The organism is Streptomyces sp. NPDC007264 (assembly GCF_042869095.1).
GTDB lineage: Bacteria > Actinomycetota > Actinomycetes > Streptomycetales > Streptomycetaceae > Streptomyces.
In genome coordinates, this window is sequence record NZ_JBIAFD010000009.1 from 173,628 (window position 1) to 196,695 (window position 23,068).

19 protein-coding genes, 1 pseudogene and 1 riboswitch are annotated in these 23,068 nt (G+C 70.5%); of the genes and pseudogenes, 8 read left to right on the forward strand and 12 right to left on the reverse strand.

The window, feature by feature from the left end:
* The first annotated feature begins 52 nt into the window (after positions 1 to 52).
* Positions 53 to 1,381 (forward strand): PspC domain-containing protein, encoded by a 1,329-nt coding sequence (locus ACFYMU_RS17875; RefSeq protein WP_388373799.1) that lies wholly within the window; start codon positions 53 to 55, stop codon positions 1,379 to 1,381.
* A 17-nt stretch (positions 1,382 to 1,398) separates the two neighbouring features.
* The gene (locus tag ACFYMU_RS17880) at positions 1,399 to 2,148 is read left to right on the forward strand and encodes a LuxR C-terminal-related transcriptional regulator (RefSeq protein ID WP_388374049.1); all 750 of its coding nucleotides are present in this window, start codon (positions 1,399 to 1,401) and stop codon (positions 2,146 to 2,148) included.
* A 342-nt stretch (positions 2,149 to 2,490) separates the two neighbouring features.
* Here the strand turns inward: ACFYMU_RS17880 and ACFYMU_RS17885 are convergent, their stop codons facing one another.
* Positions 2,491 to 3,321 carry an L-histidine N(alpha)-methyltransferase gene (locus ACFYMU_RS17885; protein WP_388373801.1) on the reverse strand — a complete coding sequence of 277 codons (831 nt, stop codon included), beginning with the start codon at positions 3,319 to 3,321 and terminating at the stop codon, positions 2,491 to 2,493.
* Here ACFYMU_RS17885 and ACFYMU_RS17890 point away from each other — a divergent pair.
* Positions 3,320 to 4,855, forward strand: a pseudogene (locus tag ACFYMU_RS17890) (PLP-dependent aminotransferase family protein); the annotation flags it as partial. The gene ACFYMU_RS17885 and the pseudogene ACFYMU_RS17890 overlap by 2 nt on opposite strands.
* Positions 4,856 to 4,868: 13 nt before the next feature.
* Here the strand turns inward: ACFYMU_RS17890 and ACFYMU_RS17895 are convergent.
* Positions 4,869 to 5,933: an NlpC/P60 family protein gene (locus ACFYMU_RS17895; RefSeq protein WP_388373803.1), complete on the reverse strand. Its 1,065-nt coding sequence runs from the start codon at positions 5,931 to 5,933 to the stop codon at positions 4,869 to 4,871.
* Between the two features lie 480 nt (positions 5,934 to 6,413).
* Here ACFYMU_RS17895 and ACFYMU_RS17900 point away from each other — a divergent pair, with 480 nt between their 5' ends.
* Positions 6,414 to 6,767 (forward strand): hypothetical protein, encoded by a 354-nt coding sequence (locus ACFYMU_RS17900; protein ID WP_388373805.1) that lies wholly within the window; start codon positions 6,414 to 6,416, stop codon positions 6,765 to 6,767.
* Here ACFYMU_RS17900 and ACFYMU_RS17905 read toward each other — a convergent pair.
* The 5 genes from ACFYMU_RS17905 to ACFYMU_RS17925 form a co-directional block, all read right to left on the reverse strand.
* Positions 6,745 to 7,749 carry a tellurite resistance/C4-dicarboxylate transporter family protein gene (locus ACFYMU_RS17905; protein ID WP_388373807.1) on the reverse strand — a complete coding sequence of 335 codons (1,005 nt, stop codon included), beginning with the start codon at positions 7,747 to 7,749 and terminating at the stop codon, positions 6,745 to 6,747. The genes ACFYMU_RS17900 and ACFYMU_RS17905 overlap by 23 nt on opposite strands.
* Before the next feature lie 60 nt (positions 7,750 to 7,809).
* Positions 7,810 to 8,601, reverse strand: coding sequence for a MerR family transcriptional regulator (locus tag ACFYMU_RS17910; protein ID WP_388373809.1), 792 nt, complete (start codon positions 8,599 to 8,601; stop codon positions 7,810 to 7,812).
* 15 nt (positions 8,602 to 8,616) lie between these two features.
* The gene (locus ACFYMU_RS17915; protein ID WP_388373811.1) at positions 8,617 to 9,378 is read right to left on the reverse strand and encodes an ABC transporter permease; all 762 of its coding nucleotides are present in this window, start codon (positions 9,376 to 9,378) and stop codon (positions 8,617 to 8,619) included.
* Entirely contained in the window at positions 9,375 to 10,184 is an 810-nt protein-coding gene (locus ACFYMU_RS17920) for an ABC transporter ATP-binding protein (RefSeq protein WP_388373813.1), read from the reverse strand. The genes ACFYMU_RS17915 and ACFYMU_RS17920 overlap by 4 nt, the downstream gene beginning before the upstream one ends.
* Before the next feature lie 975 nt (positions 10,185 to 11,159).
* A complete protein-coding gene (locus tag ACFYMU_RS17925) occupies positions 11,160 to 11,771 on the reverse strand; it encodes an SMI1/KNR4 family protein (protein WP_388373815.1) in 612 nt (203 codons plus the stop codon).
* A gap of 127 nt (positions 11,772 to 11,898) precedes the next feature.
* Here ACFYMU_RS17925 and ACFYMU_RS17930 point away from each other — a divergent pair, with 127 nt between their 5' ends.
* Positions 11,899 to 12,267, forward strand: a complete 369-nt coding sequence (locus tag ACFYMU_RS17930; RefSeq protein ID WP_388373817.1) for a hypothetical protein — start codon at positions 11,899 to 11,901, stop codon at positions 12,265 to 12,267.
* A gap of 114 nt (positions 12,268 to 12,381) precedes the next feature.
* Here the strand turns inward: ACFYMU_RS17930 and ACFYMU_RS17935 are convergent, their stop codons facing one another.
* Entirely contained in the window at positions 12,382 to 13,815 is a 1,434-nt protein-coding gene (locus ACFYMU_RS17935) for a TniB family NTP-binding protein (RefSeq protein ID WP_388373819.1), read from the reverse strand.
* Positions 13,816 to 13,826: 11 nt separating this feature from the next.
* On the opposite strand from ACFYMU_RS17935, the gene ACFYMU_RS17940 reads away from it, so the two are divergent.
* Entirely contained in the window at positions 13,827 to 14,171 is a 345-nt protein-coding gene (locus ACFYMU_RS17940; protein ID WP_388373821.1) for a hypothetical protein, read from the forward strand.
* A 249-nt stretch (positions 14,172 to 14,420) separates the two neighbouring features.
* Positions 14,421 to 14,591 carry a hypothetical protein gene (locus tag ACFYMU_RS17945; RefSeq protein WP_388373823.1) on the forward strand — a complete coding sequence of 57 codons (171 nt, stop codon included), beginning with the start codon at positions 14,421 to 14,423 and terminating at the stop codon, positions 14,589 to 14,591.
* Positions 14,592 to 14,845: 254 nt separating this feature from the next.
* On the opposite strand, the gene ACFYMU_RS17950 is transcribed toward ACFYMU_RS17945, so the two are convergent.
* A complete protein-coding gene (locus ACFYMU_RS17950; RefSeq protein WP_388373825.1) occupies positions 14,846 to 15,328 on the reverse strand; it encodes a TnsA-like heteromeric transposase endonuclease subunit in 483 nt (160 codons plus the stop codon).
* A 531-nt stretch (positions 15,329 to 15,859) separates the two neighbouring features.
* Positions 15,860 to 17,056, reverse strand: a complete 1,197-nt coding sequence (locus tag ACFYMU_RS17955; RefSeq protein ID WP_388373827.1) for an NlpC/P60 family protein — start codon at positions 17,054 to 17,056, stop codon at positions 15,860 to 15,862.
* Positions 17,057 to 17,064: 8 nt separating this feature from the next.
* Positions 17,065 to 17,234: riboswitch (cyclic di-AMP (ydaO/yuaA leader) on the reverse strand.
* Between the two features lie 486 nt (positions 17,235 to 17,720).
* Between ACFYMU_RS17955 and pcrA the strand changes: the two genes are divergently transcribed.
* The gene (gene pcrA / locus ACFYMU_RS17960) at positions 17,721 to 20,252 is read left to right on the forward strand and encodes a DNA helicase PcrA (protein ID WP_388373829.1); all 2,532 of its coding nucleotides are present in this window, start codon (positions 17,721 to 17,723) and stop codon (positions 20,250 to 20,252) included.
* Between the two features lie 58 nt (positions 20,253 to 20,310).
* On the opposite strand, the gene ACFYMU_RS17965 is transcribed toward pcrA, so the two are convergent.
* Positions 20,311 to 21,846, reverse strand: a complete 1,536-nt coding sequence (locus ACFYMU_RS17965; protein ID WP_388373831.1) for a M23 family metallopeptidase — start codon at positions 21,844 to 21,846, stop codon at positions 20,311 to 20,313.
* 254 nt (positions 21,847 to 22,100) lie between these two features.
* A complete protein-coding gene (locus tag ACFYMU_RS17970) occupies positions 22,101 to 22,952 on the reverse strand; it encodes an esterase/lipase family protein (RefSeq protein ID WP_388373832.1) in 852 nt (283 codons plus the stop codon).
* Positions 22,953 to 23,068: the final 116 nt, after the last annotated feature.

Here is a 23,068-nt window from a genome sequence, read left to right on the forward strand (position 1 = left end):
AACGGATGATCAACGGATGTGGAGATCAGGGGAGTCTAGGGGGCCGACCCTGATGCTCCGCCGGACCGGTCGTGTGACCATCGATGGCATGCCGGACGCCGCAGCAGTGCCCCTCACCGATCCGCGGCCGCCGCGCAAGCTCTACCGCAGCAGCGACGGACGCTGGCTCGGGGGCGTGGCGCGGGGGCTGGCCGGGCACCTCGGCCTGCCCGTGATCTGGGTGCGCCTCGTCTTCGTCGGCCTTTTCATGGCGGACGGCCTCGGCGCGCTGCTGTACGCCGCGTTCTGGTTCTTCGTCCCGCTCGGCGTCGGCGGCGTCGACGACCGGCGCCCCCCGTCGCTGGTCACCACCGAGACCTCGCCGGACGGCCGGCGCAGACTCGTCGCCCGCAAGCCCGACCGGGGCCAGATGGTGGCCCTGCTCCTCATGGTCGTCATGGCGCTGACCTTCGTGGGCAGCGTGAACCTCGGCAGCGGGGCCAAGGCCTATCTGATCCCGGCCGTCCTCGTCGCCGCGGGCGTCGCCCTGGTGTGGCGGCAGGCGGACAACGCGCGGCGGGCCCGCTGGATGGAGGTCGGCAGCCGCCGGCGGACCCTCACCCTCCTGCGCGCCGCCGCCGGTGTCCTGCTGGTCACCGCGGGGGTCTCCGGCATGTTCGTGCTGCAGGGCTCCGCGGCCCACCTCGGCTCCGTGCTGCAGGCCGCGCTCGCCGTCCTGGTCGGCGTCACGCTGCTCGCCGGACCGTACCTGGTGCGGATGACCCAGGACCTGTCCGAGGAGCGCCTGATGCGCATCCGCGCCCAGGAGCGCGCGGAGGTCGCGGCCCACGTCCACGACTCGGTGCTGCACACCCTGACCCTGATCCAGCGCAACGCGGAGAACGCGGGCGAGGTGCGCCGACTCGCCCGCGCCCAGGAGCGGGACCTGCGCGCCTGGCTCTACAACCCGGAGGGCACCGGCACAGAGGAGGACGAGGGGCCCGGCACCCTCGCGGAGGCGGTCCGGCGCAACGCGGCCGAGGTGGAGGACAAGCACGGTGTCCCCATCGAGGTGGTCGTCGTCGGCGACTGCCCCCTCGACGAGCGGCTGGGCGCACAGATGCAGGCCGCGCGCGAGGCGATGGTGAACGCCGCCAAGTACGGTGGCGACGGCGGCGCCGTCCAGGTCTACGCCGAGGTCGAGGGCGGGAAGGTCTTCGTGTCCGTGCGCGACCGCGGCCCCGGCTTCGACCTCGATGCGATACCCGCCGACCGGATGGGTGTCAGAGAATCGATCATCGGCCGCATGGAGCGCAACGGCGGCACGGCGCGGCTGCGCGCCGTTCCCGGCGGCGGCACGGAGGTCGAGCTGGAGATGGAGAGGGCGGAGAGGACGTCATGAGCGACGTGAACGGGGCAATGGGGCAGAGCGGCGCCGACGAGTCCGCGGTGTCCGGTGCCGGTGCCGCTGCGGGCGCCGATGCCGCTGCGGGCGCCGATGCCGGCGGCCGGCGGGTGCGGGTCGTGCTCGTCGACGACCACCGCATGTTCCGCACGGGCGTCCAGGCCGAGATCGGGCGGACCGAGCGGACCGGGGTCGAGGTGGTCGGGGAGGCCGCGGACGTCGACCAGGCGGTGTCGGTGATCACGGCGGTGCGGCCCGAGGTGGTCCTCCTCGACGTCCACCTGCCGGGCGGCGGCGGGGTGGAGGTGCTGCGCCGCTGCGCCGCGCTGATGTCCGACGCCGCGCGGCCGGTCCGGTTCCTGGCGCTGTCGGTGTCGGACGCCGCCGAGGACGTGATCGGCGTGATCCGCGGCGGAGCCCGTGGGTACGTGACGAAGACGATCACGGGTTCGGACCTGGTCGACTCGATCTTCCGGGTCCAGGAGGGCGACGCCGTCTTCTCCCCCCGGCTGGCCGGCTTCGTCCTCGACGCCTTCGCGTCGACCGACGCCCCGCCCGTCGACGAGGACCTCGACCGCCTCACCCAGCGCGAACGCGAGGTGCTGCGCCTCATCGCCCGCGGCTACGCGTACAAGGAGATCGCCAAGCAGCTCTTCATCTCGGTGAAGACGGTCGAGTCCCATGTCTCGGCGGTGCTGCGCAAGCTCCAGCTGTCCAACCGCCACGAGCTGACCCGCTGGGCGACGGCCCGACGGCTGGTGTGACCGTTCGGCAGGCACGCCGACGATCACACCACGCTGTGCACGTGAGCAACGAGAAGCAGGAGACAACCTGCGGTGAGGGCGCCCTCTCCGCCGGAGGGCCGCTTGTCGGCACGTCCGGGCATGGCTCAACGATCGCCCGCAATCTCCCCTTCCGAACGGTCCGTCGCCGACTCGCAACCCAGGCGTACTCCGTTCTTCACGGGCCTGCCCGGTCCCGGCGATCTCTCGCAGACGCCCAGTTCGAGCAGGTCAGGTGGAGAGTGAGGACGGGTGGTCCGCCCCCACCACCCACCCCACCACCAACCCACCCACCCGCGTCCGCGGCCGCGAGTCGTTCGGCGCTCAACCCGCGCCCGTGCCAGGCTTCATCGCCTCGGCCTTGAAGAACGTGTAGTGGAACGTCCCGTCCCGGGCCGTGGTGCGGTGCAGGTCGGCGACGCCGCGGTCGAAGTCGGCGGCGGTCATCAGGCCGGCCGCGAGGGACCGGTCGCGCACGGACTCGATCATGGCGATGAAGGTGTCGCGGGTGAATCCGTCCACCAGGGCGGGACGGGAGCGGTCGGTGTAGACGGTGTACGGGCGCACCGCCACCTCCTCGTAGCCGGCGTCCGTCAGCAGGGGGTGCAGGGCGCGGCCGATCAGGGCGTCGCCGCCCGCCGCCGACTGCAGTCGGACCTGGCAGTCGACCGCCGCCCTGGCGTACGCGCTGTCCGGATGGAAGAAGGCGGAGCCGTGGTCGCCCTCGATCACCGTGAGTGTGCCGCCCGGGCGCAGCACGCGGCGCAGGGCGGTCAACGCCCGGTGCGGGGCGCGCAGATGCTCCAGGACGAAGCAGACGAAGACGTGGTCGAACGACGCGTCGGGGAAGGGCAGGTCGAAGAGGTCGGCCCGGAGCCAGCGGACGCGGGCGGCGGGAAAATGCGCCGACACCCGGTCCCGGGCCTCGGCGAGTGACGTGGCCGACACGTCCACCGCGACGAACTCCGCCTGCGGGCTCGCCGTCACCAGGTGCACGGTTTGCGCGCCGACACCGCAGCCGACCTCCAGGACCCGGCTGCCCGCCGGGTAGGACGTGCCGGAGTGGAGCAGCGCGGCCAGGGTGTCGGCCTGGTCGCCGAGGCGGCGGGCCTCGTCGGCGGAGTAGCCGTGGACGTAGGCGAGGGATGTGGTCATGGGGCGAGCATTGCTCCACAATGGCCCGGTGGACAGGGCCAATGGAGAGGGAAACGACGGGTCCATAAGCGGGCACTCCCCGGCAGGTCCCGGCCCCGGCGCCGACTTCCTGCAGTTGGACGTCCGTCAGGCGCCCGTCGGCGGGCGCGCCGACTGGCTGGCGGGGGAGCTGCGACGGGCCATCTCCGACGGACGGGTGCCGGTGGGGAGCCGGCTCCCTGCGAGCCGCGTCCTCGCCGCCGAGCTGCGCGTGTCGCGGGGCGTGGTGACCGAGGCGTACCAGCGGCTCGCCGAGGACGGCCATGTGACGGGGCGGGGACGGAACGGGACCGTGGTGGTGGCGCGACCGACCACGGCCTACGGCGTGCCCCGGCCGGTGCCGCACCGATCGGGGGCGGCCGCATCCCCCTTCCGCGTCCCGCCCGGCGACGACGTCTTCGACACCGTCCGCGCCGCCCCCGCCCGTATCGACCTCTCGCCCGGCGTGCCCGATCTCACGGCGTTCCCGCGCACGGCATGGCTGAGGGCCGAGCGAGCGGTGCTCGACGAGGTCGCGGCGAGCGGCTTCGGGTACGGGGACCCGCGCGGCGCACCGGAGCTGCGGCGGGCCGTGGCGCGCTGGCTGGGGAGGTACCGGGGGATCCGGGCCGACGCCGAGGATGTGCTGATCGTCGCCGGGACCGCCCAGGCCCTCGCACTGATCGGGCAGGTGCTGCGCGAGGACGGCGTCGAGGAGATCTCCGTCGAGGAGCCGGGATCCCTCGGCGTCCGGCAGCACCTGGCGCGCCAGGGCCTGCGCACGCCGCCCGTGCCCGTGGACGAGGACGGCGTGCGGGTCGACCGGCTGCCGCCGGGGGGAGCCGTGCTGCTCACTCCGGCCCATCAGTTCCCCACCGGGGTCGTGCTCGGCGGCGCGCGACGGCGGGAGCTGATGCGCTGGGCCGGGGACGGCGGGCTGATCGTCGAGGACGACTACGACGCGGAGCACCGGTACGACCGGCCGCCCGTGTCCGCGCTGCGGTCCATGCTGCCCGAGCGGGTCTGCTACGCCGGCAGCGTCTCCAAGCTGCTGGCCCCCGCCCTGCGCACCGGATGGCTGATCGCCCCGCCGCGCCACCGTGACGCGCTGGTGGCCGCCAAGCGCTTCGCCGACCTCGGCAACCCCGTGCTGCCGCAGCTCGTCCTCGCCCGGCTCATGGAGTCCGGTGAACTGGAGCGCCGCCTTCGGCTGTTGCGGCGCCGCCACCGCCGTCGCCGCGACACCATGATCGCGGCGATCCGGGAGCGGCTGCCGGACGCGGTGGTGCACGGTGCCGCGGCCGGGCTGCATCTGCTGATCACGTTCGAGGGCGCGGGCTTCGAGGACACGGAGCTGGCGTCGGCCGCGCTCGCCCGGGGCGTGAAGACGCACCCGCTGTCGTGGCACCGGCAATGCCCGGGACCGCCGGGACTGCTGCTCGGCTACGCGGCGACACCGGGCGGCGCCATCACCGAAGGGGTCGCGGGCATCGCGGAGGCACTGGCGGATACGGCGCCGCACGAGCGGTTCACACCACGCGGGTGGCCCCCGCGAACGGCATCTCGTCGATCGGCGCCACCCGCACCGGTGCCGACGGATTGGGTGCGTGGATCATCCGCCCCTGCCCCACGTAGATCCCCACATGGCTGATCCCGGAGTAGAAGAACACCAGGTCACCGGGGAGGAGCTCGGAGCGCGGGACGTGGTGGCCCGCCCCGATCTGGGTGTAGGTCGTCCGCGGCAGCGCGACGCCCGCCGAGCGGTACGCGGCCTGTACCAGGCCCGAGCAGTCGAAGGCGTGGGGCCCGGTGGCGCCCCACACATAGGGGCTGCCGAGCTTGCCGAACGCGTAGGCCACGGCGGCCGCCGCCCGCGCGTCCGGCGCCTGTGCGGCCGCCGCCGACGCCGACACCGGCCCCATGAGGTCCCGTGCCGCGGACCGTGCCACCCGCCCGGTGCCGCCCGCCGCGAAACGCGCCCTCTCCTCCCGCGTGAGCCCGGACAGCAGCCGCCGGGCCTCGCGCAGCTTCCCGGTGATCGTCCGCTTCTGCCGCCGCAGCTCCGCCTGCCGTGACGTCAGGGAGGCCAGCTCCACGCGTGCCGCCCCGCGCACCTGCTCGATCTCCCGCAGCTGCCGGCGCACCCGCGTCACGGCGGCCGCCTGCCGACCGTCGGCGCGCTCGGCGAACGCGGCCTTGTCGAGGTACTGCCGGGGGTCGGAGGAGAGCAGGAGTTGCACCGCGGGGTCCAGGCCCCCGCTGCGGTACTGCGCCGCGGCGGCGGAACCCAGCGCCCGGCGCGCCGTGTTGAGCCGGTCGGTCCGGCGAGCGGCCTCGTCCTGCAGCGCGTCGAGCCGTTCCCGGGCCCGGTCGGCCTGCTCCTTCACCCCGTTGTACTTCTCGGTCGCGGACTCCGCGTCGTGGTACAGCCTGCCGACCTCGGCCTCGACCTGCGCCGGTGAGCGCGGCGGCTCGGCGTGCCCCGTCCCGTCGAGGCCGGTCAGGGACGCCGCTCCCGCCAGGGCGATCGTGGCGGCGGTGCGGATCCTGCCCCCGCCGGGCGAACGCGGTCCGGTCCTGCGGTGCGCTGCCAACTCGACGTCACGTCCTTTCGTACGGCCGCCGGGCCGCGGGCGCTGCGACGGCTCCGGCGGCGGCCCGCACAGGGGAAACGGGCCGCCGCCGGATCTTCTCGGCGGGGGTGGCCGGCGGCCGCCCGGTCGGGCGGCGGTGGGGAGCCGGTCACCTGGGGAAGGACCGTAATCCGGAGCGTGACGAGTCGGTGACGCAATGTACGGAACTGGCGTGACCGGACTGCCTGGTGACCGTATGTGACCGCGATGCCGGCCTGGGCCCCGCGGATTCACGCTGTGCGTTGACCGATACGGCGGTTCCGTGCGACAGGGCGGTGACGCACTGCTATGGGCCGCATATATGCGGGACGGGGGCGGGCCGATCCGGACGGAGCCCGAGCGGAGCCCGGACGGAGCCCGAACGGAGCCCGAGCGGTGCGAGCGCCGTCCCACCCGTGGGCCGGTGTCGGGAGCCGCAGGGGCCCTGATTAGGCTCCGGCCATGGACGTACTCACCCATTTCCTCGTCGGCCTGCACATCATCGGCATCGGCGCGCTCCTCGGCGGCTTCCTCACCCAGATGAAGGTCATGGGTCAGGGCACCGCCCGCTTCGTGCCCGCGATGCTGCACGGGGCGCTGACCATGCTCGTCACGGGTGTCGCCCTGGTCGGCGTCAACGAGGCGCAGGACTACACGCTCAACATGGTCAAGATCGGCATCAAGCTGGCCGTGCTGGTCGTCATCCTCGGACTGGTCTACGTCCAGCGCGACGAGGAGCGGGTCAAGGCACCCCTCTTCGGGCTCGTGGGCGCGCTGACCTGCGTGAACATCTTCATCGCGGTGCTCTGGGTCTGACGCCTTCGGCTTCGCCGGGGGGACGGAGCCCTCGCGCGACGGCACGGGCGGCTCCCGCGAGGACCACGCACCAGACGGCCACCGCGATCCACAACAGCACCCGGCCGGGACCGCGCAGCCACGGCACCCCCGGGGAGGACGCGACGGACAGCGTCGCCGCCGCCGTCATGCCCAGCGCGAAGACGGTGGCCCAGCGCAGCGCGTCGTAGCCGAGCCGCGGCCGGAGCGCCTCGGCCACGAGCAGCACGCAGGACCAGGCGAGGGTGAGGACGAGGAGGGCGACGGTGGCGGCCCGCAGGACGCCGTTGTCGTCGTCGTTCCAGAGGTACGGTCCCCGGTGCGCCGCGGCGACGAGCCGGGACCCGGCCAGCGCGGAGACGGCGAGCCCGCCGCCGGCGATCCAGTGGTCTCCGGCACCGGTCAGCACCTGCCGCGGATCGAAGCGCCACAGCCCCACCAGGTAGAGCACCAGCCCGAGCCAGAAGAGGACCAGGGCCAGGTGCGCGAGCCACGCCACGTCCGTGGCCGCGGCGAGCACCGCCCCGAGCGCCGAGATCCCCTGCGTGGCCACACACCCGAGAAACACCGCCCCGGGCCGACGGCGCTCCCAGCGCCGCAGAACCGGGTACACCAGCCCCACCCACAGGGCGAGGGCCAGCGCGAGGAGCGCCTCGGCGAGCCGATGCAGGCCCAGGAGGGACACCCGCACCCCCAGCACGGCACTCGCCGCGACCGGGGTGAGCCCGGTGGGGGAGCCCGCCCGGGCCGGCTCCCACGGCCCTGGCACCCACAGCAGCCGCACGGCGACGTCGGCGACGAGGCCCAGCCAGGCGGCGCAGGCCAGGGCCAGGGCGATGCGGGAGAGGACCTCGTACCCGGCCAGGTGCAGCCCGACCGACAGGACGCCGGTCGCCAGCACGGCGCCACCGGTGGCGGGCGGACGCCGCACCCACCGGGTGCGCAGCGCGGAGGTGCCTGACATGCGCCCGATGCTAGGCCCCAGCAGGCGACGTTCGCCCCGTCGCAACGCCCTGACGTGCCTTCAGGACGACGGCAGCTCGGTGTTGAGCCTGTCGGCGGGCACTCGCTCGATGCGGGTCCAGCCCCTCCAGCCGCGCTCCTTCAGGATCGCCAACAGCCGCGCGGCGCCCGGTGCGGACTCGAGCATGGTTGAATCCAGCAGGGCGACGAACTGGTCGTCGAAGCCGTCGTCACCCACCTCGCCGGCTTCCAGGGTGCGAATCATCAGGCGCTCCAGGATGTCGGCGACCTCGACGACCCGCGGATCGTCGGCTGACCAGTCGGGTGCCCCGCTGACAAGGCTGTAGAGCTTCACCATGTCGGGATCGTCCAGCTCCTGGTGCTTCCTGACGATCACGGCGTCGATCAGGTCCGGCACCTGCGCGGCGATCATGATCCAGGCATCCCGCTCCAGCTCGATGTACCGCTCCCCGACGCCGAGACCACGCAACCGGTCGAGGTAGTCCACGACGCTCTGCGGTAGCGCCAGGTGCTCTCCGGCAGCGAGCCGGGCAAGCCGCTTGCGGGTGTCCTGCAGCCGCCGGATCTCGGCGCGCAGATCCTTGTCGATCTCCTGGACGCCGCCGGTGAACTCCTCCTGGCCGGCGTCGAGGAGTTCCTGCACCCTGGCCAGCGGCACGCCGGCATCGGCCAGGGCGCGGATCCGGATCAGTCGTACGACCGCGGCGGCATCGTAGGTCCGGTACCCGGACCGGTCGCGCTCGGGCTCTGGCAGCAGCCCGATCTTGTGGTAGTGGCGTACCGCCCTTACCGTCACCCCGGCGTACGCCGCCAGCCGGCTGATGGTGAGCATGGGGCTCAGCCTGCCTCAGCCGATCTTCCGGCGATAGGCGATCATCGCGAAGACGTACGCCACGACGAGGATGCCCACGCACCAGGCGAGCGCGATCCAGATGTCGTCGCCGACCGGCCGCCCCGTGAACAGGGCACGGATCGTGTTGACGATCGACGTCACCGGCTGATGCTCGGCGAACCGGCGCACCGGGCCGGGCATCGTCTTTGTGGGCACGAACGCCGAGCTGACGAACGGCAGGAAGATGAGCGGGTAGGCGAACGCGCCCGCTCCCTCGACCGACGACGCGGAGAGCCCGGGGATCACGGCGAGCCAGGTCAGCGCCAGGGTGAACAAGAGGAGGATGCCGGCGACCGCGAGCCATGCCGCCACTCCTGCCCCTGAGCGGAAGCCCATGAGCACAGCGACGCCCACGACGAGCACGAGCGCGATCAGGTTGGCGACCAGCGAGGTGACGACGTGGGCCCACAGCACACCCGACCGTGCGATCGGCATGGACTGGAATCGCTCGAAGATTCCGCTCTTCACATCGGTGAACAGCCGGTACGCGGTGTAGGAGATGCCTGATGCGATGGTCATGAGCAGGATGCCGGGCAGCATGTAGTTCACGTACGGAACCGACCCGGTGTCAATGGCGCCGCCGAACACATAGACGAACATCAGCATCATGGCGACCGGCGTGATGACCGTCGTGATGATGGTGTCCGTACTGCGTGTGACATGGCGCAGCGTCCGCCCCGTGAGCACGGCAGTGTCGCTGAAGAAGTACGCGGTCATCCTTGTCCTCCAGTTGTCGTGCCGGTGGCGTCGGTCTTCTGGTCACCGCCGATGACCGCGAGGAAGATCTCCTCCAGAGTCGGCTGCTTCTCGACGTACTCGACCTTGGCGGGCGGGAAGAGCTGCTTGAGCTCGACGAGGGTGCCGTTCACGATGATCCGCCCCTGGTGGAGGATCGCGATCCGGTCGGCCAGTTGCTCGGCCTCGTCCAGATACTGCGTGGTGAGCAGCACCGTCGTTCCATGGCCGGCGAGTTCCTTGACCGCATCCCACACCTCGATGCGCGCTTCGGGATCGAGCCCGGTCGTCGGCTCGTCCAGGAAGATCACCGACGGATTCCCGATGAGGCTCATCGCGATGTCCAGCCGGCGGCGCATCCCACCCGAATACGTGGACACCTTCCGGGTGTCGGCGTCGGTCAGCGAGAAACGCCTCAACAGGTCGTCCGCGATCGCGCCCGGGTCCTCGAGGTGGCGCAGCCTGGCGACGAGCACGAGGTTCTCCCGACCGCTGAGGATCTCGTCGACAGCCGCGAACTGTCCGGTGAGACTGATGGACCCCCGCACCTGCGCCGGTTGTACGGCGACGTCGAAGCCATTGACGCTGGCCGTCCCCGCGTCGGCCTTCAGGAGCGAGGCGAGGATCCTCACGGTCGTGGTCTTGCCCGCCCCGTTGGAGCCGAGCAGGGCGAAGATGGTGCCCCGCGCCACGTCCAAGTCCACGCCGCGCAGCACTTCGAGCTTCCCGTACGACTTCTCCAGACCCCGCACGCGAATCGCCGGACCGGCGATCGATCGGGTCGCCATGGTCGTCTGCCCCCTTCACGGAGCTTTCCGGTCGGCTGTGAGGAAGCTCCTGCCGGAAGGATGGAGGGTTGACCCGGCGTCAAGGTCAAGCCACTGCCGCCACGGCATCCCGGCAGGCTCCTGGCCTGCCAGTTCAAGACGGCGGCGGCTCATTGCCCAAGGACAGACACCGGCGGCGAACGGCTCAGCGGTGTGCGGCGGTGATCCTTCCGGGGTCACCGCCGTGGTGTTCCACGGCGCAGGCGCCAGCAGTACGGAGCGACTGCTTCCGTTGGTGCGGGAGTTCGTGGCCCCCGGCTGTCGCGGGATCGCCTTCGACTTCTTACTGTCCCGTCTCATTCATGGCGACATATAGATGTCTACTTAACCTGCGTGTTGTCAGGTCTGATTGGGATTCGAGGCGGGTGGGCCCGACGCCTTGGTGGTGTGCCTGATCAGGAGGGGATGGCCATCCCGTCGATCACGGTCTGACAAGGGGGCCCTGGCCTGCGAATTGTCACTTTTGCTGAGACGTCGGTGGCGAGAGTCTCATTGAAGATGGCATTTCCAGGGACGACGAACGCGAGCTCCCGTGATCAGAACCTGCGGTGCCACCAGGCCAGTTCGGAAGCTGCCTGTGGTTCGTGATGGGTCCGCCGCAGCAACACTGAGTCCAGACCATCGACCCGTGCTCGTAGTTCGCCTGAGGCTCGGGGCGGAAGCATGAAGATAGTCTCTTCGAGCTTGTCGCGGGCCCAGCCTTCGCCGCAGCAGGCGCAGGTGAATTCGGCCTCCCATGGCCTCCAACGTCGCTGGGTCCCGTGGACTCGGGCGGACCACACGCTCACGGCCGTGGCGACGATCCCGGGTATCAGTCGATCGCGCTCCAAGCAACGGATGGCTGCGTTTGTAGGTCCTGACACGCGCGGGACATCGCGGTAGCGCACCCATGGGCTACTCCATGATCGTTGGCGCGATCGAAGTGATGCTGGCGTTCTATGCGGCATGGACCCTTCGGGCGCAGTTCCGGTGCTGCCTCAGGATGCGGTCGACCGGCGCTCGCAGGGCTGGTGAGGTCAGTTCCAGGTCACGGTTGTCGCGCCCGGCGAGCATGTGGTCGAGCCAGCGTTCGTACCAGGCCAGGAAGTCAGTGGCGGACGAGACGTTGGGGCCCCAGAAGCCGTCAGCGCTTCCGGTGACGACGCGGCCCGTCAGGGGACCGGTGATACCGAGAAGCACCAGGTCGGTGCACCCTGCCTCGATGATGTGCAGGAACAGGTCACCTCGGTGAGGCGGGCAGCTGGCGAACGTGAACCCCCGAGGGCGGCTGGGCTCGTCTTGGTGGTCCATCGTGAACGGTCGGCATGACTGCAACGGCAGCAGGCCGTAGAAAGGCGATGCTCCGCCCCCGCCCAGTGTGGTCAGGAAGCTGCGGTAGGGATCGGGCAGTTCGATGTCGTGATCGGCCTCGAACTCGGCGGCCTTCGTGTCCGGCAGCGGGGGTTCGAGGCGGAACCGGTGCTTCTCTTCACCAAAGGAGTGGCTTCGCAGCGCGGCGTAGGGCACCTTGGCTAGTTTGCGTCGGATGCGGATGATCCGGGAGTCCATGCGAACTCTTCTCTCTGTCGTCCCGCAAACTACCTGCTCACTGGCCTGGGTGTCACCAGTGTGATCAGCTGCCCGCAAGCCAGTTGTGCCCGCCGTCGCGGGCTGGGATCCTCCCCAGGTGACCAGCATGAGCACGGAACTGCGTTCCGAGGCCGGATGGGACGGCCCTTACTATCGCGTCCGAACCGATGGCTTCGAGGCTTTCTTCCTCCCGAACCCTGGTGAGGTACTCGACCAGGTCTGCAACGTCGATGCTGAGGTTCACCTCCCAAATGGCTCACGCTGGAGTGCGACGATCTTCACAGTCGCCGAGGTCAGCCGGTTGATGAAGAGGTGGGAGGAGACGGGAGAAGCCGCAGGCGGCCGATGCTTCTGGTGCTCGGACGGGCTGATCGTTCGGGATCCCGGCATCCGAGGGATGGTGAGCGTGATCGCCGAGCTTCTCGCGTCTGGAGAGTTCGAAGGAGCCTTCCACCATCTGGACGACTCGGCTTGAGCTTGACGCTTCATGACTTTGCATCACCTTGAAACGCCGGATCGCCTTGAGCACCCCACGAGAGAGGTCTGAGACGGCCGCGTCAGGGTTCTCATTGAAGTCGCGGTTTCCTGGTCACGTCAGGTGGCAGCTGCCGGGGAGAGATGCCGAGACGCCGTGCCGCTTCTGCGGGCAACTGGGGATGGTCTCGCCAGTGCGGTGAGACGAACAATTCAGTGAGAACAACGGCTTCGGGATAGGTGGCCAGCTCGATTCGTGCGTCGGATGGACGGTATGGGTCGCCGAAGGGGTCCTCTCCCAGCACGTGGAGTCGATCGTGCCATCGCTGCTGAAGCGCCGGTGTGCTGGCATCGGCGGTGAACCAGGCTCGGTGATCTCTTCAATAAGGGAGGGCGGCAGTCGCAGACCCGGATCGCTGATCGTGCCGAGCGGAGGCATCGCGTGGACCAGCGAGGACACGCTCCGCCCGGTCAGGGCGGCCAGCCGGGGCAGCATCGAGGTCGTCCAATAGCCGACTCGGTTGTCATCTCGGCGATATCGGCGACCCGGGCCGATCAAGGACGAGAGGTGCCCGATGGTGAGGTGGTTCGCGTCGGCGAGCCGGTTCAGGTAGGAGCCGATCGTCTCGCCGCTAACGGGTGGTGGCGTGAAGGGGAGAACCCGCAGCCCGGTGATCACGCGGTTCGCTTCGAAGCGCGTGCGCGGCGCTGGCGTGCGCGGGGGAGGTTCTGCTGCTCGGCGCTCTCGTCCAGGTCGACACGCTCCAGAGAGGCGCGTGTGATCCTTTCCGTGCCGTCGAGCATGGCGTCCAGGGCTGCCTCCCGGACGAGGTGGGACAGGCTGCCGATCACGCCGCCCGTGCGGTCGTGCAGGTAGGCACTGAGTTTGAGCAAGGTGCCCGGCCGGTGCGCGTGCAGCCGTAGCGCTTCCTCCAGCGTCGCGACGAGCGACTGCCGAGCCGCCCGTTCTTCCGCGGTCTTGTGCCGGAACGGGCTGGTTGGGGATGAGGCTGTAGCGGCTGGCGATCTGTCCGCCGCGGCGTCCGGCGAACAGCCCGGTTCCCTCAACGTCGACGCCGGCCAGGACGAACGTCGCGGGGATGCGTTCGGAGAGGTACTTGATCTGGTCCGACGCCTCCGCACCGACCCGTGTGCCGATGTCGAGATTGTGCAGCTCGTCGATGAGGACGAGGCGGCAGCCGAGTGTGCAGAGCAGGTCGCAGACCCTGTTGGTGACTTCGACCTGGCTGTAGCGGGACGGCAGCGGCAGTCCGATGAACCGGGCGAACTCGATGGCCAGCATCTTCGGGGCCGCGGCCGGCGGGACCGTGACGTAGACGACCGGCAGGGCCTTCGGGGGGATCTCTCCCCGACGTCGCCCCAGTTGTTCGTAGTTCTTGCCCAGTTGGGTGATAGCGGTGGTCTTCCCGGTCCCGGCGAGACCGGAGACGATCAGTCCCCGGCGGGCCGAGTGCTGGTGCCGGTTGAGCAGGATGCGCTTGCGGCCGGTCGCTTCGGCATGGCGGATCGTCGGAGTCGAGACGATCACCAGCGGCCGACATGCGCAACGCGTCCGCCCACCCGGGCCGCATCGGCTCGGGCACCATCATCCGTGCCAGCAGCAGGGCGGCATCGACGGCCTTCGTGCCAGCCGGTCGAAGAACGGCCGCGCAGATCGTCCTCGACGCGACATCGGCAGCGATGGTCGATTCGACCCGGCCGGTCACCCCGTCGTCCAGGACAGCCAGCACGTCCAGCGGAGTGGTGTCGATCTGCACGATCTCGCCCGGCCGAGCCGCCATCGTCGGAGTGAACGGCGCCTCCGGCCGGCGGGCCAGCGACCGCCTGGTCGTGGCCGCATCGAAACTGTGCCGGCCCTCGGAAAGAACCTTGACCAGCCGGTAGAGAGTCGACCGAGGCGGGATGGGCACCACCCCCTCACCGTGACGTTCGGCCACCAGCCTTTCCGCCTGGCGCATCACTCGGCTCCGAGTGCCGGTCGACTTGTCCTCCTGATCGGCCAGCACCTCGACAAGGGCCTCCACCAGGCGTTCGTCGGCCCGCCCGGTACTTGGCATGGACAGTCGAGTGGCCCGCCGATCGACCAGACCCCAGACACCCGAGTCACGCCACCTCACCCTCATGCGGTGCAACGTGCGCTCCGAGACCGGTGTCCCCGAAGCGGTCAACTCGGCGGCCTTCGCGACGATCCGCTCGTTGATCGTGCGCCACTTCGGATCGAACTCCGGCTGGGGAGCCGTGCCCGGTGGTGAATCCGGAGGCACCCCGGTCTCGGTCTCGATCAGGTGGCGCTCGAAGAACTGAGCCTTGCGCACAGCAGGTTCAGGAACTGTGTCCAGCAATCCGAACGCCGGAAGCGCCGGGGTGTCCGGCTCGGAGTCGAGAAGCTCGAACCCGTTGGAGGCCATCAGGTGGCTGAACATCACCCACGATGGCGCCCCGCTGCTGTCGATCAGTCGGACCGTGGTTCCCGCGAGTCCGGCCACCGAATGGACCCGCCCATCGAAGCGAACGCGATCGCCAACGCGCAGAACCCCACGCGGGGGGACTTGCCTGCCTCATCGTTCCTCACTCCGGCTCACGAGGGTGCGGTCGCTCAGCGGGTAGGACAGGTCCGCAGTCAGCTGTCCGCACCACAGCAGGTGGAACACCACTGGGAGAACCTGGATGGGGTCGCCGACCGCTGCGGCCTGGGTCACCAGCGGTGCAGGGACGGCGAAGGCTGCGGTCACTGCCGCGTTCAGACCCGCCGACTCCCCATACCGGCGGTGGCGGTAGCCGGCCAGCCACCGCAGGTTCGCCGCCCGCACCGCGGGGATCTCCCCGGCCAGCCGGTAGGCCCAGCCCAGTTGTGAACACGCGAGGCGCATCGCGGCGAACGACGTGGCGGACCGGGCATCGACACGATCCTTCGGACGGCAGTCCAGCACCAGGCCCGTTCCGTCGTCCGCCCGTGCGAAGTAGTCCGGCGCGTGCGAGCGGCCACGGCCCGACGCCTCATCACGCCAGAACAACCAGAACGGCTGCGAAGCGAACCCCACGACCTGCGGATCAAGTCCAAGAGGATCGCGTGATCGCGCTCCAACCACGACTCGAACCCGACATGCCGCTCGGTCGCTGCCGCCCAGTACAGCCCGGGAAAGTGCCGCTGCCCTCGGTACGACGGGAAGTCCCGGACCGGAGCCGCCTTCTCGAAGGCCACCTCGGCCGCATGGTCCAGAGGCTTCCGTACCTCGACTCCGTGCGACAGCCAGGCCAGATCGAAATCCGACACCTGCGGCGGAGCGCCGCCCCTCAACGCTCGTAGCCCACCCATGAGCATGACCATCACGGATTCCGTGAGACAAGCCACCCAGAACGGGACGGAAGTCACCCCAGAGAGTGACAGCACTCTCGACGGCAGCCACCAAACCTGAGAACCGAGGCCGCCCAGCCCGGATTAATGAGACTCATCCAAGCTCAGCGAGACGGGACAGCCTTCGACTTCTTACTCTCGGTGATCTGTCGCCAACGACGAGCTGACGACAGATCACCGAGAATCCGACAGTTGTGGGGCGGCCTTGTACGCGGCCTCAGGCCGGCCGCACCACGCTGTGGATGATGGACGCGCCGGCGTAGTAGATGGACTCCTCGCGCACGTAAGCGCCCGGTTTGGGGGCGTGGATCATCATGCCGTTGCCGATGTAGATGCCGACGTGGCTGATGTCGTCGTAGAAGAAGATCAGATCACCGGGCCGGGCATCGGTGAGCGAGACCGTCGTGCCGGCGTTGACCTGGTCGTACGTCGTCCGCGGAAGCGTCACCCCGGCTGCCTTCCACGCGGCCTGGGTCAGGCCGGAGCAGTCGTAGGAGTCGGGCCCGGTCGCGCCCCACACGTACGGCTTGCCGATCTGCGCCCGGGCGAAGTCCAGCGCCTTCGCGGCCTTCGTCGCGTACGTGTCCGTGGACGTGGATCCCGTGGAAGTGGATCCGGTGGAGGTGGATCCGGTGGAGGTGGATCCCGTGGACGTGGAAGAGGACCCCGAGGTGCCGGTCGTCGTGCCCGAGGACGCCTGCTGCCGGGCCGCCTGCTGCCGTGCCAGCTCCTCCGCCTGACGCTGGGCCTCCTCCTGCTTCTTCTTCTCGATCGCGGCGAGCCGCGCCTTCTCCTCCGCGGTCAGGTCGGACAGCAGCTGCCGCGCGGTGGCGAGCTTCTTCTGGACGTCCGCCTTGGTCGTCCTGAGCTTCTCCTGCGACTCGGTGAGCGTCTGGAGGCTCTTGGTGGCCTCCCGCCGCTTCTGCATCGTCGTGGACTGCTCGGTGACGTACTCGTCGACCGCGTCCTTCTGGCGGCTGGTCAGCCGGCCCATCAGCTGGGTCTGGTCGAAGTAGTCCTGAGGCGAGTCGGCCAGCAGGAAGGTGGCCGTGTCGGGGGCCGCGGCCCCCGTGCGGTACTGCGCCGCGGCGAACGAACCCAGTTCGTCCCGCGCCTCGTTGAGCTTCTGGGTGCGCTTGGCGACGTCGTCGAGGAGCGTGTCGACGCGCTTGCGCTGCCTGGCCGTCTTCTCCTTGGCCGCGTTGTACGTGTCGGTGGCGGACTCGGCCTGGTGGTAGAGCTCGTCGACCTTCTTCTCGACCTCCTCGAGGCTCGGCCTGCCGTCGGTGGAGGGTGCGGCGTTCGCCGTCTGGGAGAGCAGGGCCACGGAGGTGAGGGCCGCCGTCGCGAGGACGGGAGTCCGTATGCCTGCGATACGCGTGCCCGAGGGGCGCGCCTTGCGGTGCGGCGCCATGGGAGGCGACTCCTTCCGTACACCGCCTACCGAGTTAGCTGTCGGGTTCGGGCGGGTGGTTCCGGAAGGTGTGCCCTACGGCCGTCCCCCGCGCGGCGGTCGGCCGATTCACCCCAAGGTCGGTTGGGTCCCCGGCTCCGGCTGCCCGCGGGCGCACCGGACTCGGCGGAGGCCGCGCGGCCCGGCGACCTTCGCCGGTGGGGGTCGTGCGGCCCGCCCGGAACCGTAGCCAACTGATGCGGCCCGTGTGAAGGTTGATGTGCGATATGCCCGATACATTTTCGTGACCTTGGTCGTGGGTGTGGTCTTCCTCGGTCAATGCGGAGGGGTCTGGGGGGTGTTGGCCGTTTCTCCCGGAGTCGGGTGGAGTCGGGCGGAGTCGGGCCGTGTGCCCGGTTCCCCGGGGCGCCGCTCGCGGCCGGTGTGCGGGCGGGAGGCTTCACGCCGTGGTGTCACCACCGGTCACGGCACGGCCCCGCACGGTGACACGGCTCGGGCGGGTGGCGGCGGAAGATCACCGGGCCCGGATCCGACCGGATCCGCATCCGCATCCGCATCCGGACCCGGACCCGGACCCGGACCCGGAGCCGGACCCGGATCCGACCGGACGGACTTCTCGGGGCGGCGACCGGTTGTCGGTGGGGCGGCCTAGACTCGGAGAGCGATGAGCAGCCTCTTTGACGACAGCTTCCTGGCGGACCTCAAGGGCACCCCGGCCCACGAGGAGGAGCCCCCGCCGCCCGACGACGATCACGGAGCGGAGCCGGTTCCGGACGATCTGTTCGGTGGGCGGTTCGACCTGCCGCCGGACCGCGACTCCCACTACCGCGACGGGGCGCCCCGCCCCGCCCTCGACGCGCAGGCGCTGATCGAGGGGCTGAACGAGAACCAGCGCGCGGCCGTCGTGCACGCCGGCTCCCCCCTGCTCATCGTGGCCGGCGCCGGTTCCGGCAAGACCCGCGTGCTCACCCACCGCATCGCGTATCTGCTGGCCCAGCGAGGCGTGCACCCCGGCCAGATCCTCGCGATCACCTTCACCAACAAGGCCGCGGGCGAGATGAAGGAGCGCGTCGAGCAGCTCGTCGGGCCGCGCGCCCACGCGATGTGGGTGATGACCTTCCACAGCGCCTGCGTGCGCATCCTGCGGCGGGAGAGCAAGAAGCTCGGCTTCACGTCCTCCTTCTCCATCTACGACGCCGCGGACAGCAAACGGCTGATGGCGCTGGTCTGCCGCGACCTGGACCTCGACCCCAAGCGTTTCCCGCCCAAGTCCTTCAGCGCCAAGATCTCCAATCTGAAGAACGAGCTGATCGACGAGGAGGACTTCGCCGCCGGGGCGGCTGGGGGCACCTCCCGCTCGAGCGGAGCCGAGAGTGGGGGAGGCTTCGAGAAGACCCTCGCCCAGGCGTACGCGCTCTACCAGTCACGGCTGCGCGAGGCGAACGCGCTCGACTTCGACGACCTGATCATGACCACGGTCAATCTGCTCCGCGCGTTCCCGGACGTCGCCGAGCACTACCGCCGCCGCTTCCGCCACGTGCTCGTCGACGAGTACCAGGACACGAACCACGCCCAGTACGCCCTGGTGCGCGAGCTCGTCGGCCCCGCGGGCGGCGGCCGGCCCGAGGACGTGCCGCCGGGCGAGGACGACCTGCGCCCCGCCGAGCTGTGCGTCGTCGGCGACGCCGACCAGTCGATCTACGCCTTCCGCGGCGCGACCATCCGCAACATCCTCCAGTTCGAGGAGGACTACCCGGACGCGACGACGATCCTCCTGGAGCAGAACTACCGCTCCACCCAGACGATCCTCAGCGCCGCCAACGCGGTCATCGAGCGCAACGAGTCCCGCCGCCCCAAGAACCTGTGGACCAACGCGGGCGCGGGCGCCCGGATCACCGGCTACGTGGCCGACACCGAGCACGACGAGGCCCAGTTCGTCGCCGACGAGATCGACCGCCTCACCGACCGGGGCGAGGCGCAGGCCGGCGACGTCGCCGTCTTCTACCGCACGAACGCCCAGTCCCGCGTCTTCGAAGAGGTCTTCATCCGCGTCGGCCTGCCCTACAAGGTCGTCGGCGGCGTCCGCTTCTACGAGCGCAAGGAGGTCCGGGACGTCCTGGCGTACCTGCGGGTGCTGGCGAACCCGGAGGACTCCGTCCCGCTGCGGCGGATCCTGAACGTGCCGAAGCGAGGGATCGGCGAGCGCGCCGAGGCGATGATCGACGCCCTCGCCCAGCGGGAGAAGGTCAGCTTCCCGCAGGCGCTGCGCCGCGTGGACGAGGCGTACGGCATGGCCGCGCGCTCGACGAACGCGGTCAAGCGGTTCAACGCGCTGATGGAGGACCTGCGGACGATCGTGGAGTCGGGCGCCGGACCGGCCACCGTCCTCGAGGCGGTCCTCGAACGCACCGGCTACCTGGCGGAGTTGCAGGCGTCGACCGATCCCCAGGACGAGACCCGCATCGAGAACCTCCAGGAACTCGCCGCCGTGGCACTGGAGTTCGAGCAGGAGCGCGGGGAAGGCGAGCCGGGCACGCTCTCCGACTTCCTGGAGCAGGTCGCCCTGGTCGCCGACTCCGACCAGATCCCCGACGAGGAGGACGGCCACGGCGTCATCACGCTGATGACCCTCCACACCGCCAAGGGCCTGGAGTTCCCGGTGGTCTTCCTGACCGGCATGGAGGACGGCGTCTTCCCGCACATGCGCGCGCTGGGCCAGACCAAGGAACTGGAGGAGGAGCGGCGCCTGGCGTACGTCGGCATCACCCGTGCCCGGGAGCGGCTGTATCTCACGCGGTCGGCCCTGCGCAGCGCCTGGGGGCAGCCCTCGTACAATCCGCCCTCGCGCTTCCTGGAGGAGATCCCGGACCAGCACGTGGAGTGGAAGCGCACCGGCGCCCCCTCCACCCCCGTCCCGGCGGGGCCGCTCTCCGGTGTGGCGGCGTCGCTGTCGTCGACCCGGTCACGGTCCTCGGCCGCGGGTGCGGCCGGTTTCGCCACCCGACGGGCAGGCGGCGCGACGGAGAAGCCGGTGATCTCCCTGGCGGTCGGCGACCGCGTCACGCACGACCAGTTCGGGCTGGGCACGGTGGTCGGGGTGAAGGGCACGGGAGGGAACGCGGAGGCGACGATCGACTTCGGCGACACGAAGCCGAAGCGGCTGCTGCTGCGGTACGCGCCGGTGGAGAAGCTGTAGGTCCCGGTCCTGCTCGGTGCTGGGCCGCGCCGGTCGGCGGGGCCCGCCGAGGAGTCGGTCAGGTCGGGTCCAGGCCGTGGCTGCGCAGCCAGGGCAGCGGGTCTATCGCGGCACCTCCGCCCGGCCGTACCTCGAAGTGCAGGTGCGGCCCGGTCGAGTTGCCGGAGTTGCCGGAGTATGCGATGGGCTGGCCGGCCTTGACTACGGAGCCCGACGGGACCCGGTAGCTGGAGAGGTGGCAGTACCACGTCTCCGTGCCGTCCTTCGCGGTCACGATCAGCATGTTGCCGTAGGCGCTGTTCCACTGGGTGCGGACGGTGCCGTCGGTGGCGGCCATCACGGTCGTGCCGTACGACACCGGGAAGTCGATGCCGGTGTGCACGGACATCCAGTTGACGCCTGCCTGCCCGAAGTAGGCGCTGAGCCCCCTCTGCAGGACCGGCAGCGCGAACTTGGGACGCAGCCGCTCTTTGCGGGCGGCCTCTTCCGCCGCCTTCCTCTTCTCGGCCACCTGCTGGGCCTTGAGGTCGATACGTTCCTGCGTGCGACTCGCCCGGTCCGCGAAGTCGTGCGCGCCCGCGGACAGGCCCTCGAGCTGGGAGTCCAGCTTGTTGTTGACGGCGGACGGTTTCACCGCGGTCGCGTCGGACGCGCTGGCCGTGGTCTCCTTGCCGTCGTCCCCGCCCACGTCGACGGTCGCGGCGGCGATGCCGGCGACCCCCATCACACACATCGAGGGCACGGCGACCGTCAGCAGCGCGGAACGCTTCGCCGGGCTGCGGCGCCGGGAACGGTTCGCGGACCGGGAGGCGGACCGCGGGGCCGGGACGAAGGCGACCTCTTCCTGGTCCTCCAGCAGGAGGGACGCCTCGGCGGACGCTTCGTGACCGGGATCCGGCTCGTCGTCCGAAGCGGCGGCGTGCTCGTACGGGACCTGCTCGGAGGAGTCGAAGGAGCCGAAGGACTCGAAAGATTCGAAGGACTCGAAGGAATCGGGGGATTCAGGGGCGTCCGCGGGGTGCTGATGCCGCGCCTCGTGCTCGGCGGCGTCGGCCGAGTTCCACTGCGTGGCGTCGTACGCGCCCGTGTCGAAGGAGTGCGTGCCCCATTCCCACTGCTGGGTCTGCTCCGGCTGTCGGCCGGCCTCGAGCCAGGCGTGTGCGTCCCACTGACCGGTGGCGTCGGGGGCCGCGGCCTGCGCGGGGATGCCGGCGAGCTGCTGATAGCCGGCCGCCCAGGCGGTCGTGTCATGGGACCCGGTGTCGTACGCGGCGTAGTGCTGGGCGGCGTACGGGTCGTAGGCCATCGTCTGGTGGCTGCCCGTGCCGAGAGTGGCGTCACCGCCGGTGGACCACTGGGTGGCGTCGTACGCGCCGGTCGGGCCGCTGCCCGGGAGGTCGCCGAAGAGGGGGTCGGCCGCGAAGGCGGCGGCCGTCGGGCCGCCGGTGCCGAAAGCGCCCGTGGAGAGGTCGGTGTAGGTCGTGAACTCACCGTGGTGGCCGTCCTGGAAGCCGTACGGCGCGTAGTGCGTCGAGGCGGCATCGGAGGCCGGAGCCGGGGGGCTTGCGGTCCCCGACGGGTGACGGTCGTCCACCAACTTCTCTTTCGCCTCGACAACAGGGGCTGCCAGAGCAGTGCGGCGACTGTACCCGGCGGTACGCGGGCGCGACAATCTTCGGCAGGTTTCCCGTCAGTAGGAAACGGGCATTCGGCTGTGTTTCGGCGGTCCTGGGCGCGACCTTGGCTCTTTGTTCGATGAATGTTCGAGGGTGTGCGGGCGTCCTGGAGGTGCCGGGAGGGCGTCGGGCGGGGCGGTGGCGGGCCTTGCCGGCGGAGTGCGCCGCGGCGTCACGCCACCGTCAGGGCCTCGGTGGTGGCTCCCGGCTGCTCGAGGTCGAGGGCCTGCCGTATCCCGGCGGCGACCGCCGGGTGCACCAGCAGGGCGAGGTGGCCGATGCCGCTGACCCGCACGTTCTGCGTCAGCAGGTCCGGGTGCTCGACGCAGGCGGACTCCAGCGGGTCCATCAGGGGATCCAGATCGCTCCAGAAGCTCACGATGTGGGTGCGGCAGCCGGGGGCCGGCTGGCGCAACTCCTCGATCACCGGGGAGCCCGGACGCATCTGACGGACGATCGGGTGGGCGTTCGCGAGCGGCGCGACACGGGTGCCGGAGTGGGGCGTGCCCAGCGTGACGAGCTTGCGGACGCGGAGGTCCCCGCCGAGGCTCTGCACGTAGTAGCGGGCGATCAGCCCGCCCAGGCTGTGTCCGACGATGTCCACCTGCGGCTGCCCGGTGCGTTCGCACAGCTCTTCGATATGCCGTCCCAGTAGTCGGGCCGCGGTCCGGATGTCGCAGGTCAGCGGTGAGTAGTTGAGCGACTCGATGTGCTGGCGGCCGTGCTGGGCGAGATTACGGCGCAGCAGGACGAAGACGGAGCGGTTGTCGATGAACCCGTGGAGCAGCACGACCGGCGGCTTGGCTCCGCTGGGCAGCGGGGCGGCGGTGCCCTGTGGGAGGAGGGCCGGGGTGGAGGGGCGCTCCTGGGCGATTCCCGACGGGTAGAGGAGCAGGTGTCCGGCCAGGATCGCCAGCTCGAGGGCGGTCGCCTTCAGCAGATCCATGGAAAGTCCGGCCAGTCTGCCGGGGAACAGGCGCTGGCAGAGCGGAAGAATGGGCTGTACCGCCCCAGTGACCTTCATGGCCGACCTCCCGTCGGCGCACCGAGGACGCCTCTGTCCCCCGTGAGCCCTTGCGGAAAGCCGCGGTGGTGCCGGCCTGCGGGGCTGGTGCCGCGGGTCGGCGCTCATCGCGGATG

Excerpts from the sequence above, each read along its gene's own strand:
- ACFYMU_RS17970 (WP_388373832.1), bottom strand. The coding sequence starts at position 22,952 with ATGAAGGTCACTGGGGCGGTACAGCCCATTCTTCCGCTCTGCCAGCGC.
- ACFYMU_RS17875 (WP_388373799.1), top strand. The coding sequence starts at position 53 with ATGCTCCGCCGGACCGGTCGTGTGACCATCGATGGCATGCCGGACGCC.
- ACFYMU_RS17880 (WP_388374049.1), top strand. The coding sequence starts at position 1,399 with ATGGGGCAGAGCGGCGCCGACGAGTCCGCGGTGTCCGGTGCCGGTGCC.
- ACFYMU_RS17915 (WP_388373811.1), bottom strand. The coding sequence starts at position 9,378 with ATGACCGCGTACTTCTTCAGCGACACTGCCGTGCTCACGGGGCGGACG.
- ACFYMU_RS17885 (WP_388373801.1), bottom strand. The coding sequence starts at position 3,321 with ATGACCACATCCCTCGCCTACGTCCACGGCTACTCCGCCGACGAGGCC.
- ACFYMU_RS17910 (WP_388373809.1), bottom strand. The coding sequence starts at position 8,601 with ATGCTCACCATCAGCCGGCTGGCGGCGTACGCCGGGGTGACGGTAAGG.
- ACFYMU_RS17940 (WP_388373821.1), top strand. The coding sequence starts at position 13,827 with ATGCGCAACGCGTCCGCCCACCCGGGCCGCATCGGCTCGGGCACCATC.
- pcrA (WP_388373829.1), top strand. The coding sequence starts at position 17,721 with ATGAGCAGCCTCTTTGACGACAGCTTCCTGGCGGACCTCAAGGGCACC.
- ACFYMU_RS17920 (WP_388373813.1), bottom strand. The coding sequence starts at position 10,184 with ATGGCGACCCGATCGATCGCCGGTCCGGCGATTCGCGTGCGGGGTCTG.
- ACFYMU_RS17925 (WP_388373815.1), bottom strand. The coding sequence starts at position 11,771 with ATGGACTCCCGGATCATCCGCATCCGACGCAAACTAGCCAAGGTGCCC.
- ACFYMU_RS17930 (WP_388373817.1), top strand. The coding sequence starts at position 11,899 with ATGAGCACGGAACTGCGTTCCGAGGCCGGATGGGACGGCCCTTACTAT.
- ACFYMU_RS17900 (WP_388373805.1), top strand. The coding sequence starts at position 6,414 with ATGGACGTACTCACCCATTTCCTCGTCGGCCTGCACATCATCGGCATC.
- ACFYMU_RS17905 (WP_388373807.1), bottom strand. The coding sequence starts at position 7,749 with ATGTCAGGCACCTCCGCGCTGCGCACCCGGTGGGTGCGGCGTCCGCCC.
- ACFYMU_RS17955 (WP_388373827.1), bottom strand. The coding sequence starts at position 17,056 with ATGGCGCCGCACCGCAAGGCGCGCCCCTCGGGCACGCGTATCGCAGGC.